The 15,451-nt window shown below is 47.3% G+C and carries 15 protein-coding genes and 1 rRNA gene; 10 read left to right on the forward strand and 6 right to left on the reverse strand.

Annotation, left to right across the window (positions count from 1 at the left end):
- Window positions 1-25 precede the first annotated feature (25 nt).
- Window positions 26-1,795 carry an alpha-glycosidase gene (locus MMB75_RS23700; RefSeq protein ID WP_019685944.1) on the reverse strand — a complete coding sequence of 590 codons (1,770 nt, stop codon included), beginning with the start codon at window positions 1,793-1,795 and terminating at the stop codon, window positions 26-28.
- Window positions 1,796-1,945: 150 nt separating this feature from the next.
- Here MMB75_RS23700 and MMB75_RS23705 point away from each other — a divergent pair, with 150 nt between their 5' ends.
- From MMB75_RS23705 to MMB75_RS23725, 5 genes are read left to right on the forward strand one after another with little or no spacing between them, the layout of a single operon-like run.
- Window positions 1,946-2,620, forward strand: coding sequence for a response regulator transcription factor (locus MMB75_RS23705; RefSeq protein WP_017427209.1), 675 nt, complete (start codon window positions 1,946-1,948; stop codon window positions 2,618-2,620).
- Window positions 2,620-4,050: a sensor histidine kinase gene (locus MMB75_RS23710; protein ID WP_019685945.1), complete on the forward strand. Its 1,431-nt coding sequence runs from the start codon at window positions 2,620-2,622 to the stop codon at window positions 4,048-4,050. Before MMB75_RS23705 ends, MMB75_RS23710 begins: the two co-directional genes overlap by 1 nt.
- 59 nt (window positions 4,051-4,109) lie before the next feature.
- Entirely contained in the window at window positions 4,110-5,027 is a 918-nt protein-coding gene (locus MMB75_RS23715) for an ABC transporter ATP-binding protein (protein ID WP_019685946.1), read from the forward strand.
- Entirely contained in the window at window positions 5,024-5,740 is a 717-nt protein-coding gene (locus MMB75_RS23720) for an ABC transporter permease (protein ID WP_019685947.1), read from the forward strand. Before MMB75_RS23715 ends, MMB75_RS23720 begins: the two co-directional genes overlap by 4 nt.
- Window positions 5,740-6,468, forward strand: coding sequence for an ABC transporter permease (locus MMB75_RS23725; RefSeq protein ID WP_019685948.1), 729 nt, complete (start codon window positions 5,740-5,742; stop codon window positions 6,466-6,468). Before MMB75_RS23720 ends, MMB75_RS23725 begins: the two co-directional genes overlap by 1 nt.
- A gap of 107 nt (window positions 6,469-6,575) precedes the next feature.
- On the opposite strand, the gene MMB75_RS23730 is transcribed toward MMB75_RS23725, so the two are convergent.
- Window positions 6,576-7,532 (reverse strand): L-lactate dehydrogenase, encoded by a 957-nt coding sequence (locus tag MMB75_RS23730; protein WP_019685949.1) that lies wholly within the window; start codon window positions 7,530-7,532, stop codon window positions 6,576-6,578.
- Window positions 7,533-8,070: 538 nt separating this feature from the next.
- Here MMB75_RS23730 and MMB75_RS23735 point away from each other — a divergent pair.
- The 3 genes from MMB75_RS23735 to MMB75_RS23745 all read left to right on the forward strand — a co-directional run bounded on the left by MMB75_RS23735 (window position 8,071) and on the right by MMB75_RS23745 (window position 10,087).
- The gene (locus tag MMB75_RS23735) at window positions 8,071-8,886 is read left to right on the forward strand and encodes a MerR family transcriptional regulator (RefSeq protein WP_019685950.1); all 816 of its coding nucleotides are present in this window, start codon (window positions 8,071-8,073) and stop codon (window positions 8,884-8,886) included.
- A gap of 146 nt (window positions 8,887-9,032) precedes the next feature.
- Window positions 9,033-9,854: a serine/threonine protein kinase gene (locus MMB75_RS23740; protein WP_019685951.1), complete on the forward strand. Its 822-nt coding sequence runs from the start codon at window positions 9,033-9,035 to the stop codon at window positions 9,852-9,854.
- Between the two features lie 113 nt (window positions 9,855-9,967).
- On the forward strand, window positions 9,968-10,087 hold the full coding sequence (locus MMB75_RS23745; protein ID WP_013369112.1) for a hypothetical protein: 120 nt from the start codon (window positions 9,968-9,970) through the stop codon (window positions 10,085-10,087).
- Window positions 10,088-10,262: 175 nt separating this feature from the next.
- Here MMB75_RS23745 and MMB75_RS23750 read toward each other — a convergent pair whose 3' ends face one another.
- The 3 genes from MMB75_RS23750 to MMB75_RS23760 form a co-directional block, all read right to left on the reverse strand.
- Window positions 10,263-10,442, reverse strand: a complete 180-nt coding sequence (locus tag MMB75_RS23750) for a hypothetical protein (protein ID WP_080561121.1) — start codon at window positions 10,440-10,442, stop codon at window positions 10,263-10,265.
- 92 nt (window positions 10,443-10,534) lie between these two features.
- The gene (gntK, locus tag MMB75_RS23755) at window positions 10,535-12,082 is read right to left on the reverse strand and encodes a gluconokinase (RefSeq protein ID WP_019685952.1); all 1,548 of its coding nucleotides are present in this window, start codon (window positions 12,080-12,082) and stop codon (window positions 10,535-10,537) included.
- A gap of 238 nt (window positions 12,083-12,320) precedes the next feature.
- A complete protein-coding gene (locus MMB75_RS23760) occupies window positions 12,321-13,016 on the reverse strand; it encodes a GntR family transcriptional regulator (protein WP_019685953.1) in 696 nt (231 codons plus the stop codon).
- 193 nt (window positions 13,017-13,209) lie between these two features.
- Between MMB75_RS23760 and map the strand changes: the two genes are divergently transcribed.
- Complete coding sequence (gene map / locus MMB75_RS23765) at window positions 13,210-13,956, forward strand: type I methionyl aminopeptidase (RefSeq protein WP_013369117.1); 747 nt, start codon at window positions 13,210-13,212, stop codon at window positions 13,954-13,956.
- Between the two features lie 400 nt (window positions 13,957-14,356).
- Here map and MMB75_RS26275 read toward each other — a convergent pair whose 3' ends face one another.
- Window positions 14,357-14,623, reverse strand: a complete 267-nt coding sequence (locus tag MMB75_RS26275) for an SDR family NAD(P)-dependent oxidoreductase (RefSeq protein ID WP_080724253.1) — start codon at window positions 14,621-14,623, stop codon at window positions 14,357-14,359.
- A gap of 736 nt (window positions 14,624-15,359) precedes the next feature.
- Here MMB75_RS26275 and MMB75_RS23770 point away from each other — a divergent pair.
- Window positions 15,360-15,451: ribosomal RNA gene (locus MMB75_RS23770) — 16S ribosomal RNA — on the forward strand; the annotation flags it as partial.

Raw genomic sequence — 15,451 nt, forward strand, 5'->3', positions numbered from 1 at the left:
TTCTTCTCGTCTTCACACCACCATCTTAAGCAGGTTTTACTGACCGGGGAGGTGCTGCCTTCAGCACAGCGTATCCGTAGGGTGGAAGCTCGACATGCAGCCCCTCCGGTCCTACGGACCACTGGCTTTCGCCAAAGGCTACCTCCCATTCCTGCTCTGGAATAGACAGTTCAAAAGTGTGATGCTCATCGGAACGGTTGAATAGCACAAGCAGCACTTCTTCGTCGCTGCGGCGCTCGTAGGCGAGTGAAGCGCCTTCCGGCTGTGCCTCCAGGAAAGTGATGCTTCCTTGATCACGAAGGACAGGGTGTGCCTTGCGAAGAGCGATCAGCTCACGATAAAAGTCGAACAGCTCGTGGTCCTGCTTATCGGTGTCCCACTCCATGCACTGGCGGCAGCCTGGATCAGCATCTCCATCCAGACCGACCTCATCGCCGTAAAAAATGCAGGGCGCACCCATGTACGTGAACTGGAACAAAGCAGCCAGCCGCATCAGTCGCTTGTCGCCCCCGCACAGTGTCAACAGGCGCGGTGTATCATGACTATCCAGCAGATTGAAGGCAACCTCGGATGCCTGTTGTGGATAGCGGGCAAGCTGTCGCCCAATGGCAAAGGCAAAGCTCTGGGCATCGGTCACTTTTTTGACGAAAAAATCATTTACCGCATAGGTGAACGGATAATTCATCGTCGCGTCGAATTGGTCGCCCTGAAGCCATTCAGACGATTCATTCCACATTTCACCCAAAATATATGCATCCGGGTTAGCCTGCTTGACTGTCGTACGGAATTCACGCCAAAAGGCGTGATCCACCTCGTCTGCCACGTCCAGCCTCCAGCCGTCGATACCGATCTCTTCAATCCAATGTTTTGCCACATTCAGTAGGTACTCTTTTACCTCAGGATGCTCTGTGTTCAGCTTGGGCATCATCGGTTCCAGCCCGAATGTATCGTAGGTCGGTGTGCCATCGTTCACTTCCAGTGGAAAGCTATGGACATGGAACCAGTCCTTATAAGGAGAGGCTTCACCTTTCTCCAGTACGTCAACGAATGGCTTAAAAGTACGCCCCGAGTGGTTGAACACCGCATCGAGCAGGACCCTGATTCCCCGCTCATGGCAGGCCTCGACCAGTTTTTTTAATATCTCCTTGTCCCCAAAGTGCGGATCTACCTCCATGTAATCCTCAGTATCGTATTTATGATTGGTCGTCGCCTTGAAGACAGGGGTCATATATATGGCGTTGATCCCTAGCTCGCTTAGATGATCCAGATGATCGAGAATCCCTTGTAGATCGCCACCGAAAAAATTGTCTCTTTGCGGTGTGCCACCCCATTCCTCAGCACCTTCCGGGCTAATGGAGGGGTCGCCGTTGGCAAAGCGTTCCGGGAAAATCTGATAAAAAACAGCATCCTTCACCCATGCAGGTGGCTTCAATATATCAATCGGATTTAGAAACGGATATTGGAACAGACTGTCTGCATTTTGGGGTTCCTCGGTGGTGAAATCGTTCTCGTTCATCCAAATTCGTTCCTCGCCGTCTTCCAGCAAAAATCCATATTTCAGCCGACGGTGAGTAGGCTTTACAGTACATTCGTAGTAATCGAACCTGCCATCGGTGGCAAATTTAGACATCGGAATAAGCTGCCGAGTACGATCCCAGTCGTACTTATCTACGGTAAGAACGTGAACAGCAGTCAGGTCATTTTTCTTTGTACGGAGCCGTAAAATTATCGTTTCATCATCATAACCAAAAGCCCAATTACGTTTCGGGTGGTGGTATATCGCTTCCAGCAGCATCAGATAGGCCTCCTTGTTCACCTGCATTCAAATTTGAAATTGTGAAGCGTATGTCGTATAAGGTAGTTATTAACCTTTTTAAGTGGGTTATGTACCATAACTGCTATAATGCCCATTACATAAAAGAAAAACGATAAGTAGGTGTCTATTATGAAAACAAATGTGCTATACATCGAAGATGATCAAGATATTGGTGCTTGGACGCATCAGTATTTGGAAGAGCGGAATTACGCTGTAACCTGGCTTCGCAGTGGGGATGGAGCTGTGGAAGCAGCTCGCGCGTGCCGACTCGTGATTTTGGATGTGATGTTACCCGGCCTGGATGGGTTCACCATTGGGAAGCGGCTCAAGAAAGAGTACCCGGAGCTTCCCATCCTCATGTTGTCTGCCCGTACGTCCATTGATGATAAGTTACAAGGACTGGATTTTGCTGACGATTATGTGACAAAGCCCTTTCACCCCGACGAACTCATAGCACGTATGGAGATTTTGCTGCGGCGATCAGGAAGCGTGTCCGAAGAATCTCTACAACTGGGGCATCTGTCTGTGTTTCCTCCAGATAATCGTATTGTGAATCGTGATACCGGGGAGGAAATTACGCTAACAGGCAAGCAATATCATATTTTTGCTTATTTGCTGCGGCATTTGGGCCAGATTATGACGAAAGAGCAAATGTATGAGGCGGTATGGGGAGATCCATATATCGACGGAGACAAAACTTTAATGGTCCACATTCGGCACTTACGGGAAAAGCTGGAGATTGATCCTGCGGCACCCCGCATCATTGAGACGATCCGTGGTGTAGGTTATCGGGTGAAAGCATAATGAACGGTATGCGTAAGAGGTGGGCATGGTGGCGTCGCAGCTCCCGTCCAGCCCAGAGAGGGCGGTTTCGTAGTTCACTGTTGTTCCGCTATTTGGTCATTATTGTGTTAGCTATGATGTTGTTGCCCATTGTATTGCCTGTTACAACCTTGATATATAGCATACTGTTGAATTTGCAGACGGATATCAAGCCTAAGAATCCTTACTATCCCTCTACGACCCAAACTGAACATAGCTGGCATCGAGAAGCTATCGCCTTGAAGGGAGCTAGTCCAGAGCAAATTTCAGCCCATCTGCGCAAAATACAGCAGGATATGTTCCCAGATTCACAAATATTTTGGGTCGATACCGCAGGGTTAACCAGACTGGAGCTACCGACACAACCTACCATTCCAAAACAATGGAGTGCGGCGCAAGCTATATCTTTTATGAAGCAAGCCAGCTCTGAGGGGCCGTTTACGGTCGTGGCCTTTATTGGCGGGGGCAAGGATGATGTGAATCAGGGCTATATGGTATTAAAAGTGCCCCGTTCGTTCTTTGAACATCCGACTAGTGACAATGGCATGTTGATGTATTATCTCCTTTTTATTCTATTGGTTCTGGGGGCTTTTATATTCGTATCGCTTCTGTTTTTTGGAGGCATTCGGCGGAGGCTGTTGCAGCTTCAGGCCGCCATGTCGCAGCGAGGCGAGGATGGATTACCCATTCTCGTTGCTACCGGACGCCCGGATGAAATCGGCAAACTGGAGGAGTCGTTTAATCGGATGGTTGAGCAGTTGGCAGAGAGTCGAGGACGTGAGCGTCAGGAGGAGGAACTGCGGAAGAGACTAGTCGCCGATCTGTCACACGATATTCGAACACCACTTACGGTTGTGCGCAGCCATCTGTATACCCTGGATGCGGAAAATCTCAGCAGCAAAGGGAAGCAGTCGATTACACTGATGGAAAATAAGTTAAAGGACCTTGGGAGTCTGATCGACAACTTGCTAACCTATAATCTGCTATCCAGTGGCAAATACACCATGAATAACGAGCCGCGTGATATCTTGCGGCTGGTGCGCGAGTGTGCAGCCAGCTGGTACCCAGTGTGGGAAAAGGAAGGCTTTGAAGTGGATATCGACCTGCCTGAGCATAGTTTGGTATGGAATGTCGATGAGCAAGGCTTCCGCCGTCTGCTGGACAATCTTTTTCAAAATGTAGTTCGGCATGCCGCCTCCGGTCGATATATCGGTATTCAAGTACAGAAGGATAACGGAAGAGAGGCATTGGTCATCACAGATAAAGGCCCGGGAATGGAGCAGCAATCCAGTGAAAAAGGAGCTGGAATTGGCCTGGCGATTACAGAGCTCTTGGCGCGCGAAATGAATTTGGAGAGGGAGATTTCTAGTTCATCAGCCGGGACGCAAATCCGTTTTTTAAACAAAACTTAAACTCAGAGTTCCCTTGGCTTTAAACTTGGCACGTTACGATAGGTGTCGAGGTGAGGAACTTGAACGAAACAATTATTGAAACGAACAGTCTCAGCAAAATATACAAAGGCCGCGCCGCGGTTAATCAGCTGGACCTGAAAATAGCACGGGGAGATATTTACGGATTTCTCGGTCCCAATGGAGCAGGGAAAACGACAACAATCCGCATGCTGCTTGGGCTTATTCGCCCAACTCGAGGAACGATCCGTATATTCGGCAAAGATATCCGCAGACATAGACTCGATATTTTGCGTAAAGTCGGTTCGTTGGTAGAGTATCCTTCATATTATGGTCATTTGAACGCCATCGAAAATCTGGAGGCTATCCGTCGTATTTTGAATGTACCGAAAGAGAACATTGCGGAAGTATTGGAGGTCGTTCGCCTGACCAAGCACGCCAAACGCTCGGTTAAAGGCTACTCGCTGGGCATGAAGCAGAGACTTGGTATCGCAGCAGCCCTGCTCGGCAATCCCGAAGTGCTAATTCTGGACGAGCCCACGAATGGCTTGGACCCCGAGGGCATTCAAGAAATGCGCGAATTGATACAGGCGATGCCCAAGCAGCGGGGGATCACTGTACTGGTATCCAGTCATCTGCTGAGCGAGGTAGAGCATATGGCGAATACCGTCGGTATTATTCGTGAAGGGCAACTAGTCTTCCAAAATACGATTCACAATCTTCGACAAGAGTCCGCAGGGGGGATTCGGATTGTAGTATCGGAACCCGAAGCAGCCCAATTGATTGCACGTGAACAGGGCTATCATTCAGTGAAGGATGGGTCAGCACTGAATTTTGACAACATGAATGATGCGGCTGTTGCGCTGCTGGTCAGAAGATTGGTGGAAAACACACATGCTGTATATCGTGTAGAGGAACGCCGCAAATCGCTGGAGGATATGTTCATGCAGGTGGTGGGCAAAGGAGGGGGTTCCCTATGATGCTGCGAGCGCTGACAGCGGATCTGCTCAAAGCACGCAGAAAGGGAATCTGGTTCCTGGTATTCCTCGGTCCTCTTGGGCTGGTGGCCATGCAGGGACTGAATTTCGGACTCCGCTATGACTATCTGATTCCACGATATAAGGGTCGCTTATGGGAAAGCTTGATGGATAACATCGCGTTGTTTGTCCCCCTTGCGCTGGTGCTTGGAGCTACGATGGTCGCTTCCATGTTGGCGAATGTGGAGCATACATCTAACTCCTGGAAGCAGCTGCTGGCTTTGCCTATTTCCAAATTTAGTGTTTATATGGCAAAGCTAACATTAGCCATTGGAATGCTATGCGTGTCCTGTCTACTTTTGACGATTGGGACTTGGACATTAGGAATGCTTCTTGGCTTTGGGGGAGAACCTGCACCGATAGGGGAGCTAATACGGCTCGGATTTTGGCCCTTGGGCGGCACGCTGCCTATACTCGTATTGTTGTTGTGGCTAACGGTCACGTTCCATAATCAAGCGCTACCTGTAACACTGGGCATTACGTTAGGCATTGGGAGCTTGTTTGCTTCCCAGTTGTCCGAATGGTTTCCGCTGGCTTGGCCGCAATTCGCATGGGTTGCGCCACAAGCGTGGATATTTGCGTCCATCGGATGCGGAACAGGTGCAATTCTCAGCCTGCTGACTGCAGCTCATTTTAGCCGAAAGGATGTGGCGTAATGCTTGGAGGATACGTGCGGCTACTTTCTGTCGAACGCATGAAAATGGCAAAGTCGCCTGTCTGGCTGCTCGCGCTCGTCAGTCCAGCGATTGCCGTCCTGATTGGTTTGCTGGCGAATCCGGGAGGAAACTGGCTGTTGCTGCTGGCTGCTATGCTTACAATACATGCAATGCTGTTCCTGCCGATGCTGACCGCCGTGTTTGGGTCTCTAGTCTGCCGATTCGAGCATGGGGGCGGCGGCTGGAAGCAACTGATGTCATTGCCGTTGTCTCGCACGGGGTTGTACGCAGCCAAGCTGACCATCATCATGGCTATGGTCGGACTGACTCAGCTGCTGTTTGGAGGAGCGCTGCTGGGTGTTGGAACTGTGCAGGGAATGAGCGGACCGATTCCTTGGGCCGCAATTGCCCAAAGCCTGCTTGCAGGCTGGGTTGCTTGTTTGCCGCTAGCAGCCCTGCAACTGATGGTGTCCTTTTTGTGGTCCAGCTTTGCTGCACCGCTTGCATTGAATTTCGTATTTACCGTGCCCAATATGCTGGTCGCCAACTCTCAGACCTATGGTCCGTACTATCCATGGACTCAGCCTCTATTGGCAATGATGCCGAGTGGGGGAGACAATTTCGGGGCGTTCATGGTGCCAACGGATACACTGTTGATGGTGGTACTGGGTAGCTTTGTCGTGTTTGCGTTTGCTGGCCTGATGATATTTCGTTATAAAGAGATATAAGACGAAATATGGAAACTGAAAAAGCTCCTTATCCTAAAAAGAGGGTAAGGAGCTTTTTTGCTGGTGCTGCAGGTTCGTGTTCTGAATAAGACACTTACTCTATGGGCTTACACTAAGCCTGAAATAGCACGAATATTATTGCTGATCAGGCGGCAAGAGGCGTCAAACTTGGCTTGTTCTTCTGGACTCAGCTCAAGCTCGATGACCTCCTGAATTCCTCTACTGCCGATGATTGCTGGAACGCCCGTGCAGACATCAGTGTGTCCGTACTCGCCGTCCAATACGGCAGAAATTGCTATAATTTTACCATCGTCATTCAAAATGGAACGGGTAATGTACGCCAGCGCATTGGCAATACCAAAATAAGTGGCACCTTTGCGGGTGAAAATCTCCCAACCGGCATCCCTTGTTTTACGGGCGATGTCATCCAGATCAACGTGTCTGAATCGTTCCTTATGCTGACGCAAAATGTGCAAGAGCGGCTTGCCGCCAATCGTAACGTGCGACCAGGCCACGAATTGGGATTCGCCATGCTCGCCCAAGGCATACCCCTGTACACTGCGTGGATCTATGGAAAACACCTCAGAAAGCAACGTCTTGAGCCGGGATGAGTCGATAGAGGTGCCCGTGCCGATCACCTTGTTGCGCGGCAGACCGGATATACTCTGCACCAGATAAGTAACAATGTCGACAGGATTAGCGGCAATAACGAAAATACCGTCGAAACCGCCCTCCATAATAGCTGTTACAATCTCTCTGGTGATATGCACGGCATCGTCCAATACAGATAGGCGGTCTTGACCCGGTTTAGGATTGGACCCAGCCGTTATAATCACAACATCCATATCCGTGCAGTCTGCATATGTGCCTGCACGGACCTTGGTGCGTGTAGACGTAAAATCCATACAATGGGACAGATCCAGTGCATGGGCCAAAGCCCGGTCATACGTGCGGTCAATCATCATGATTTCGTCACAAATGGACTGATTGACCATTGAGTAGGCACAGCTCGAACCGACCATTCCCGCGCCGACAATCGCTACTTTCCTTGCCTTCCCCTTCATTTATGTTTCCTCCTCGTTCCAACGAACGTTAATATGCTACAAATTATGCCTGAAATCCATTTTACGTTACATAACATAACATATTGCTGATCTTTTGAAAATATCCATTTTTTTGTCCTCATTCCGATAAATTAAAAAAGAACGGTGAATAGGGGGAGCAATTTAGGATTAATCAAAGAATAAGTGTAGATTATCCATATTCTTTTATTGGAAGACAGGATGTAAGTTATCTATTTATTTATAAGTGGTTTCCGTATAAATCATAACATGAGCCATATCCATGGAAGAAAAGTTTACGTAACAATATTGGGAGTATGACATTTATGTGACGTATCTTAATGAGTCTCAAGAGTATACAGTGCAGGAGCATTCTTAGCGATGTCGCTTCTTGTATTTTTATAATGTATTCGTTTATGACAAAGGTTCTTAGTAGTCTGCAATATTAGAACTTTTTTGCCAAAGGATTTCCAATGGTTTCCGCGAATTCTACATATACAAGCTTATTTCTTTCCATACCATCCGGGGAGGTAATGATTAAATGGAAGAAAGCAAGTCGACGACGGAAGCAGCAAAGCAACTGGGAATCGGGGCGAGTACCCTTCGTAAATATGCAGCGGCGCTGGAGGAACAGGGATATGTGTTTCAACGTTCCACTAATCAGTCAAGAATGTTCAGTGCAGAGGATGTTGAGTGCTTGAAGGTGATGCGGAGGGCGTTGCGTGAGCAGCATATGACAATGGAGCAATCCGTTCAGGTGGTACTTGAGAGAATAACCGCTCCCTTCCAATTGGAGGATGAAGAATTCCGCTTGCCACCCATCTCGGATGCTGAGTCACTGACCGCAACCTGGCAAGAAATAATGGCGGCGGCTGAGGGTAGGGAAGAGACGGTCATGCAGGAGCAAGCTGCTGCTACGGTTGAGCTGACAGAGATAGAGGATGAAATGAATGTTCAGGAGCTATCAGAGGAACCCATGCAGTCGCAGGAACAGTTCCAGACTTTGACCCCAACCATGGAGTATAGATTGGAGCAAGCACCTGTATCCGTACAAACGCAGGAGTCCGTAGAGCCACAAGAACTGGCGCAGATGCAGGATATGGTGCAAACCGCTTTGTTGGAAATGCGGAGCCGTTTGGAGGAACTGGAAGCAGAGCACAGCCGTTTGATGGAGAAGAATGTTAGCTTATCTAACCAACTAGAGGACCATAAACGTTGGATGAAAGAAAGGGTCGAGGAAGAACGGGATCGGCAGTTAATCACTAATCTACGTACCTATCAGGGCCGGCAACGCAAAACGCGCAGTTCGCTGTTGTCCTGGCTCGGTCTGACACCACGTAGCCGCAGAGAGGCATAACGATCATTATCTTGTCTAATAAGACCATCAGACCTACCCGGCTCTGATGGTCTTTTGGCGTGGATGATATAATAACGGAATACAAGAATACGAGGACAAGTCGCATAGGAAACGTGGCTGCGGCATGTATAGGAAAGGATCTAAGTATGTTTGCTTGGTTGCGGAACATTTATGAATCATGGATAGATTATCCCAAACAGCCTGGTGATTTGCTGAGCGGACGTTATTGTGTTCGTTCGCTTTTAGGCATGGGTAGCTATGGTCTAACCTACCTTTGTCTGGATCGGCACAGCGGACAGGAGGTGGCGGTAAAACTGCCCAGACCGAGCAAACGAGCGCAGGCAGTTCAACTATTGCAGCGCGAGGCTCACATTATGCGAAAGATGGAGCACCCTTTTATTCCAAAGTTGCTTGAAATTGACCAACATTCGGACGGAATGTATATGGTCATGGAATACGTCTCCGGTATGACCTTGGAAGAGCTTATCTTTGAACAGGAGCGTTCCTTTACGGAACAGGAATGTATCGTCTACATTTTAGAGTTAATGGAGCGAGTTCTGCATGTGCATGAACGGGGATACATCCATCGCGATATCCGTATTCCTAACGTAATTCACCGCGAAGGGAAGCCGTACCTAATCGACTTTGGGCTTGCTTTGGCCGTGGGAGAACGACAGGAGGATGTATTCACCGAAGCCATGCTGGAAAAGCGCGCACCTGAGCGACAAGATGTCGCCTTCTACAGCGATTTGTATGATGTCGGGCATTTCATGCTTTTTATGCTGTATAGCAGTTATGAGCCTCAGCCGGATCAACCCCCTGGAAGCTGGCAGGAAGAATTAATGCTGAGTCAACCTGTGCGTCATATACTGGAGCGGCTTTTTCAAATTCGTCCACGTTATGAACATAGTCGACAGTTTATGCAGGAGTTGGAGGAAGCATTGTTGCAGTTAGAGGTTAATCCATAACTTTAATCCCTAAAAATAAACAGGCATTCGCCGCAAAAATGGGGGAATGCCCCTTACGCATTTGACTAGGTCTACATACAATGATCCTGAAATGAGCGAAGGGAGTGTTGTAAATGAGTCATATGTGTGGAGTAGGCGGTATGGGTTGCGGCGTAGGAGCCTGGACCTCTGTAGGAGCGATTCTGGTACTGTTTATTTTGTTGGTGATTATCTCTAAAACCCTATTTCTGTAATTTCGGTTATAGCCGATTTCCTGTAAAATGCACTGATGTTGCTCTGCGTAACGAAGGGCGCACAACAATAAAGCGAAGGCCCTTGATGAGAAGGGGCTTCGCTTTATAAGCTTAAGGAGCCTGTGGCTTGCTTCTTGTGTTACGTTGTACTCCGCCACTGCTTTTTGTTGTGTGGCTAGGAACTAGAGTAGTGACGGCGTTTATCCTTATAATATCGGTGACCGTTATGGCTGTTCTTGTATCCGTCTGATGAAGAATGGCGTCTACGGTCGTAATAACGATCTGAGCTGCTGTATCGCCGCTTATGGGAATGAGAGGTGGAATGTAGCAGGCGGTGCAGTAATTTTTTGAGCATCGTCTAATCCTCCTTCTTATCCTATCCAACTGAGTATAGACAGGTCTTATAAAACGATAATACGCAACAACATTAGAACAGGTTCCGCTAATTTAAGATTGTAGGGACTTGACCTGAAATTCTGCAATATCCTTGAACTCTTCTTCAAATTTACGTGAAATGCGAATATAGATCGGCAGTAAATCGCGATAGATATCTACATGCTCTGCCGCAGGTTTATGCTGATGAGTGGTGCCGATCATACCGGATACTGCATCTAGCGAATCAATTCGCCCTAACGCGTACAAGCCTAGAATAGCTGCGCCTAGACATGAGCTTTCCAGACTTTCGGGGATAATGACTTCCTGATCAAAAATATCTGCCATGAGCTGTCTCCACAGCTCCGAGCGTGCAAATCCACCCGTGGCGTGAATGACAGACGGTCTGTCAATGACTTCCTCCATAGCGAGCATGACTGTATACAGATTGAACAGTACACCTTCCAGTGCGGCGCGAATCATATGCTCTTTTTTGTGCCGCAGGGACAGGCCGAAGAAGGAGCCACGCGCATTTGGGTCCCACAGAGGAGCGCGTTCGCCAGATAGATACGGAAGGAAAAGCAGACCGTCCGAGCCTGGACGCACCTGTTCTGCGATTTGGGTCAGCACATGATACGGATCAATTCCTAAGCGTTTGGCAGTTTCCACCTCAGAGGCTGCAAATTCATCCCGTATCCAGCGGAACACGATACCGCCGTTGTTCACCGGGCCGCCGATGACCCACAGCTTTTCGGTCAAGGCATAACAGAAAAAGCGCCCTTTCGCATCGGTGAGAGGCTTATCAACTACAGTACGGATGGCTCCGCTGGTGCCGATGGTAACAGCGACAACTCCAGGTTTGATTGCATTCACACCGAGGTTGGACAAGACACCGTCACTGGCCCCGATCACAAAAGGGGTCGTCTCCAGCAGGCCCATGTCATGTGCATAGGCTGCGTCCAGTCCTTTTAGCACATGAGTTGTCGGTACCAGCTCGGACAGCTGCTCCTTCGTCACACCTGCAATAGTGAGCGCTTCCTCGTCCCAATCCAGCTGCTTCAAATTCATGAGTCCGGTAGCAGAGGCGATCGAGTGATCCACGACATATTGGTGGAATAACCGGGCAAAGACATATTCCTTTATAGAAATGAACTTGTACGTCTGGGCCGCTACATCCGGTAAATCTCGTGTAATCCACATCAGTTTTGTCAGCGGTGACATGGGGTGAATGGGCGTTCCCGTGCGTAAGTAAATATCGTGTCCATTGTATTTATGTTTGAGCGCTTCAGCCCATTTGGCACTACGATTATCTGCCCACGTGATGGAGGCGGTCAGTGGTTTACCGTTCTTGTCCACCGCCAGTACGCTGTGCATAGCCGAACTAAAGGAGACGAACAGCACATGTTCGGCGGGTACTCCGCTTTGTGTCATGACCTCTTGCACCGTCTCTACGACAGCTTTGAGAATATCTTCAGGGTCCTGTTCTGCCGCATCTGGCTCAGGTGTATGGAGTGGATAGCCCACATGATGCTGCGCGGCAATATTGCCGTTTTCTTCAAAAAGCACTGCCTTGGTACTGGTCGTGCCAATATCGACGCCGATCATATATCGGGTTTCAGTCATATTCATTCTCCCCTTCACTTACCTTATTAGCTATTATCGTTAAATTAACACATCCAGCAGTATAATCAAACCGAATGCGACTAGGGAGAGGATGGTTCCATAACATTCAAAGAGTAAAGGTGCTAATATGTATAGTTAATTGTATACTTGTCGACAATTTAGTCTGAAAAGAGAACCGCGTCAGTTGGAGTGGGCATAAAGACGCGATACAATTGGCTCTTTGTCGGGTATGTTCCGGCTAGGATAATGTCTTTCTATAGGAGGACAAAACACTATCGTTAACCGCGTTGCGAGTGTCTCGGTAATGTTCCTCAATGAGTCGGGATAATTCTTGATCATTTCCTTGTTTTAAAGCATTTGCAAAGGTGCGGTGCTTGTGAATCGTGACTTGAGATTCTTCGATGTTAGACGCAAAACGTTGTTCTGTCGCAGCCAGCATAACCGTCAGGATCAACTGTCTCATACCATTCCAGGTATGGAGAATACGGGTATGGCCTGCTTCCAGAACCAGAGCTTCATGAAAATTAAAATCCTGAAGTGAAAATTCAGCGATATCTCTGTGCTTGAGAGCGACTTCCATTTTGTCGATCATCTGATTTAAAGTGTTTACCAATATGGTATTATCCCTATGTACATACCTTTGAACAACAAAATGCTCAATCAGCATTCGTACGTCGAATAGCTCCTCCATATCATCGGGTGTCATGCCGATCACAACCGCCCCCATGCGCTCCAAGCGGATAAGTCCTTCGGTTGAGAGCACTTTCATGGCTTCACGCACAGGAGAACGGCTGGTACCAAAATCGGTAGCAATCTGATTTTCAGATAGAACAGTGCCGGGTGTCTGCATACCACGTATAATCTGAAGTCGGAGTTCACAAGCAATCCTCTCTCCAAGCGATGCGCCCTGTAACCAGGTTGTTGGATATTTCATAGAATACTCCTATCTTGCAAATAATTTTGCATACTTGTATACAAATTATGGAGTATTATAAACCCCGTTTAAGCCCTTGTAAACGGTATCAATTGACATCGGTTCCATTTCACTGCTTTTAGCGTTACAATAGAAGCAGAAAAAAAGAAGCAGTGAAAAGTGGAACGAACATGGATAAGAAGGAGAACATTTAATGATTATCATTAAAACCAAAGAACAAATTGAAAATATGAAAAAAGCCGGCGAAATTTTGGCTGCTTGCCACCGGGAAATTGCTAAAATGATTAAGCCAGGTATTACGACACTGGAAATTGACGCCTTTGCAGAATCATTTATGAAGAAGCACGGCGCAACGCCGGAGCAAAAGGGTTATAACGGCTACCAGTTTGCAACTTGTGGTTCCCCTAATGATGTGATTTGCCACGGTTTTCCGAACAAAACACCATTGAAGGACGGCGACATCGTGACGATCGACATGGTTGTGAACCTGAATGGCTGGCTGGCAGATTCCGCTTGGTCGTATGCGGTGGGGAATGTGTCTGAGCAGGCCCAAAAGCTGTTGGACGTTACCAAAGAGTCTCTGTATAAAGGGATTGAGCAAGCTGTTGTTGGTAATCGGATCGGGGATATTTCCCATGCGATCCAAACTTACGCGGAAGCGGAAGGCTTTTCGGTCGTACGCGAATTTATTGGGCATGGCATCGGGGAAGAAATGCATGAGCAACCGCAGGTTCCGCATTACGGACCTCCGCACCGTGGACCACGCTTGAAAGAGGGCATGGTCATTACAATTGAGCCGATGCTCAACACAGGCACATACCGCAGTAAAATTGATGCGGACGGCTGGACCGCACGTACGTTGGACGGTGGTTTGTCGGCACAATACGAGCATACGCTGGCAATTACAGCAGACGGTCCTATCATCTTGACCCAGCAATAAAAGCAGGCATCCATCAGTAACCTACAGACTAGCGAATTAAATGAGTTAGACCTATTACAGAAAAGAGGCTGTCCAGAGGACAGTCTCTTTTGCCGCGTGCATTCTAAAAAGAATTTTCTGACGCGGATTTGATTCTGTTAATGGCCCCATATCCCCGTTTCTGCATGTAGTGAGGATGACCGGACTGACAGCCTATAAAAGAAGGTCGTTTTTCTGATGAAGAAAAGACGAACCTGGCACTGATCCAGAGGTACGGGGGATATAGGGGGATGCGGACGGTGATGGGAAAGCGTATATGTGAATGTAAAGGATGCTATTTATTGGGGGAAGTAATTTTAAAAAGCATCAAGCCACCATCAATCGTTAACTTAGATCCAATTATATTATATAGGAAGCTTCGTCAGAGAGAAGCCAAGCAATACCTTTTGCAACTTTTGAAATCGCCAGCTGGCTTCAATTGGTACAAATACAGCATAACTGCTAGCACTCCTTGATATTCAACTGCCCTATTGGGTTGTCGTGGAGCTACAGTATTGATACGAATGCCTTGACTTGCATAATCAAGCGCAGTTGCATTGGTAAGACTTTGAATTGCATGTTTTGATGCCACGTAAGCACCGTATGCCAGAAATGCTTTCAGACCAACTATTGAAGAAACGTTGACAATTGATTCTCTGTAAGCATTTGTTGGATCTCAATTTTCATGTTCCAATATACACCTGAATGCATTAATTTTTATGGTACTCAAAAAGGAAGGTCATTACCCTGACTTTAGCTAATGGTGCTTGCTCTAAAGCACCGCCTGCATTATTGATCGCCCAGTCTAGGCCTGTAATATATCTAATCGCTATGCATGAAAAGCATTTTTCAAGTGCAATAGATCCAGTCAAATACTCACGATAATTATAATGAAGAAAAACAAATTCAAAAGTTTGATGGATACAGTAGTAGAGCCGACTTTCAAAAATCAGTTAGTGGTTTTTAATTGGTATTTTTTACATGTTGTAATCAGTAAAGCGAAGTGGTATATTATTTGAGCTGACAATAAAACAGCCGTTTCAAAAAAGAATAATTAGGGTGAAATGATTTTAATAAAAAAGAATAAAATAACCCTTGCATTTTTGAAATGAACATGATATGATCTTATAGCTGCTGAAAAACGCAGTGAAAAAGAATTTGATCTTTGAAAACTGAACAACGAGTGAGTACGGATTTTATTTATAAAGTCCAATGCTGAAATTTTGGTACATGCTATCTGGCTGTATGAAATGGAAGCAACAAAGAGATATTTTATCTCGTCAGTTTCAAAATGAGCTAATCGCTCTTTCTATATTGTTTCATCTTCGGTTCTTCTCATTGGAGTGGATGAAGATGAAACAGGTTGACGTTACTTTGTAACGTCTTTAATGGAGAGTTTGATCCTGGCTCAGGACGAACGCTGGCGGCGTGCCTAATACATGCAAGTCGAGCGGGGTCAGTTAGAAGCTTGCTTCTA

This window comes from Paenibacillus sp. P2(2022) (assembly GCF_029522175.1).
In the GTDB taxonomy this organism is placed as follows: Bacteria; Bacillota; Bacilli; order Paenibacillales; family Paenibacillaceae; genus Paenibacillus; species Paenibacillus polymyxa.

Excerpts from the sequence above, each read along its gene's own strand:
- MMB75_RS23760 (WP_019685953.1), bottom strand. The coding sequence starts at position 13,016 with ATGAAATATCCAACAACCTGGTTACAGGGCGCATCGCTTGGAGAGAGG.
- MMB75_RS23750 (WP_080561121.1), bottom strand. The coding sequence starts at position 10,442 with ATGCTCAAAAAATTACTGCACCGCCTGCTACATTCCACCTCTCATTCC.
- MMB75_RS23735 (WP_019685950.1), top strand. The coding sequence starts at position 8,071 with ATGGAAGAAAGCAAGTCGACGACGGAAGCAGCAAAGCAACTGGGAATC.
- MMB75_RS23745 (WP_013369112.1), top strand. The coding sequence starts at position 9,968 with ATGAGTCATATGTGTGGAGTAGGCGGTATGGGTTGCGGCGTAGGAGCC.
- gntK (WP_019685952.1), bottom strand. The coding sequence starts at position 12,082 with ATGACTGAAACCCGATATATGATCGGCGTCGATATTGGCACGACCAGT.
- MMB75_RS23730 (WP_019685949.1), bottom strand. The coding sequence starts at position 7,532 with ATGAAGGGGAAGGCAAGGAAAGTAGCGATTGTCGGCGCGGGAATGGTC.
- MMB75_RS23705 (WP_017427209.1), top strand. The coding sequence starts at position 1,946 with ATGAAAACAAATGTGCTATACATCGAAGATGATCAAGATATTGGTGCT.
- MMB75_RS23710 (WP_019685945.1), top strand. The coding sequence starts at position 2,620 with ATGAACGGTATGCGTAAGAGGTGGGCATGGTGGCGTCGCAGCTCCCGT.
- MMB75_RS23740 (WP_019685951.1), top strand. The coding sequence starts at position 9,033 with ATGTTTGCTTGGTTGCGGAACATTTATGAATCATGGATAGATTATCCC.
- MMB75_RS23725 (WP_019685948.1), top strand. The coding sequence starts at position 5,740 with ATGCTTGGAGGATACGTGCGGCTACTTTCTGTCGAACGCATGAAAATG.
- MMB75_RS23700 (WP_019685944.1), bottom strand. The coding sequence starts at position 1,795 with ATGCTGCTGGAAGCGATATACCACCACCCGAAACGTAATTGGGCTTTT.
- map (WP_013369117.1), top strand. The coding sequence starts at position 13,210 with ATGATTATCATTAAAACCAAAGAACAAATTGAAAATATGAAAAAAGCC.
- MMB75_RS23720 (WP_019685947.1), top strand. The coding sequence starts at position 5,024 with ATGATGCTGCGAGCGCTGACAGCGGATCTGCTCAAAGCACGCAGAAAG.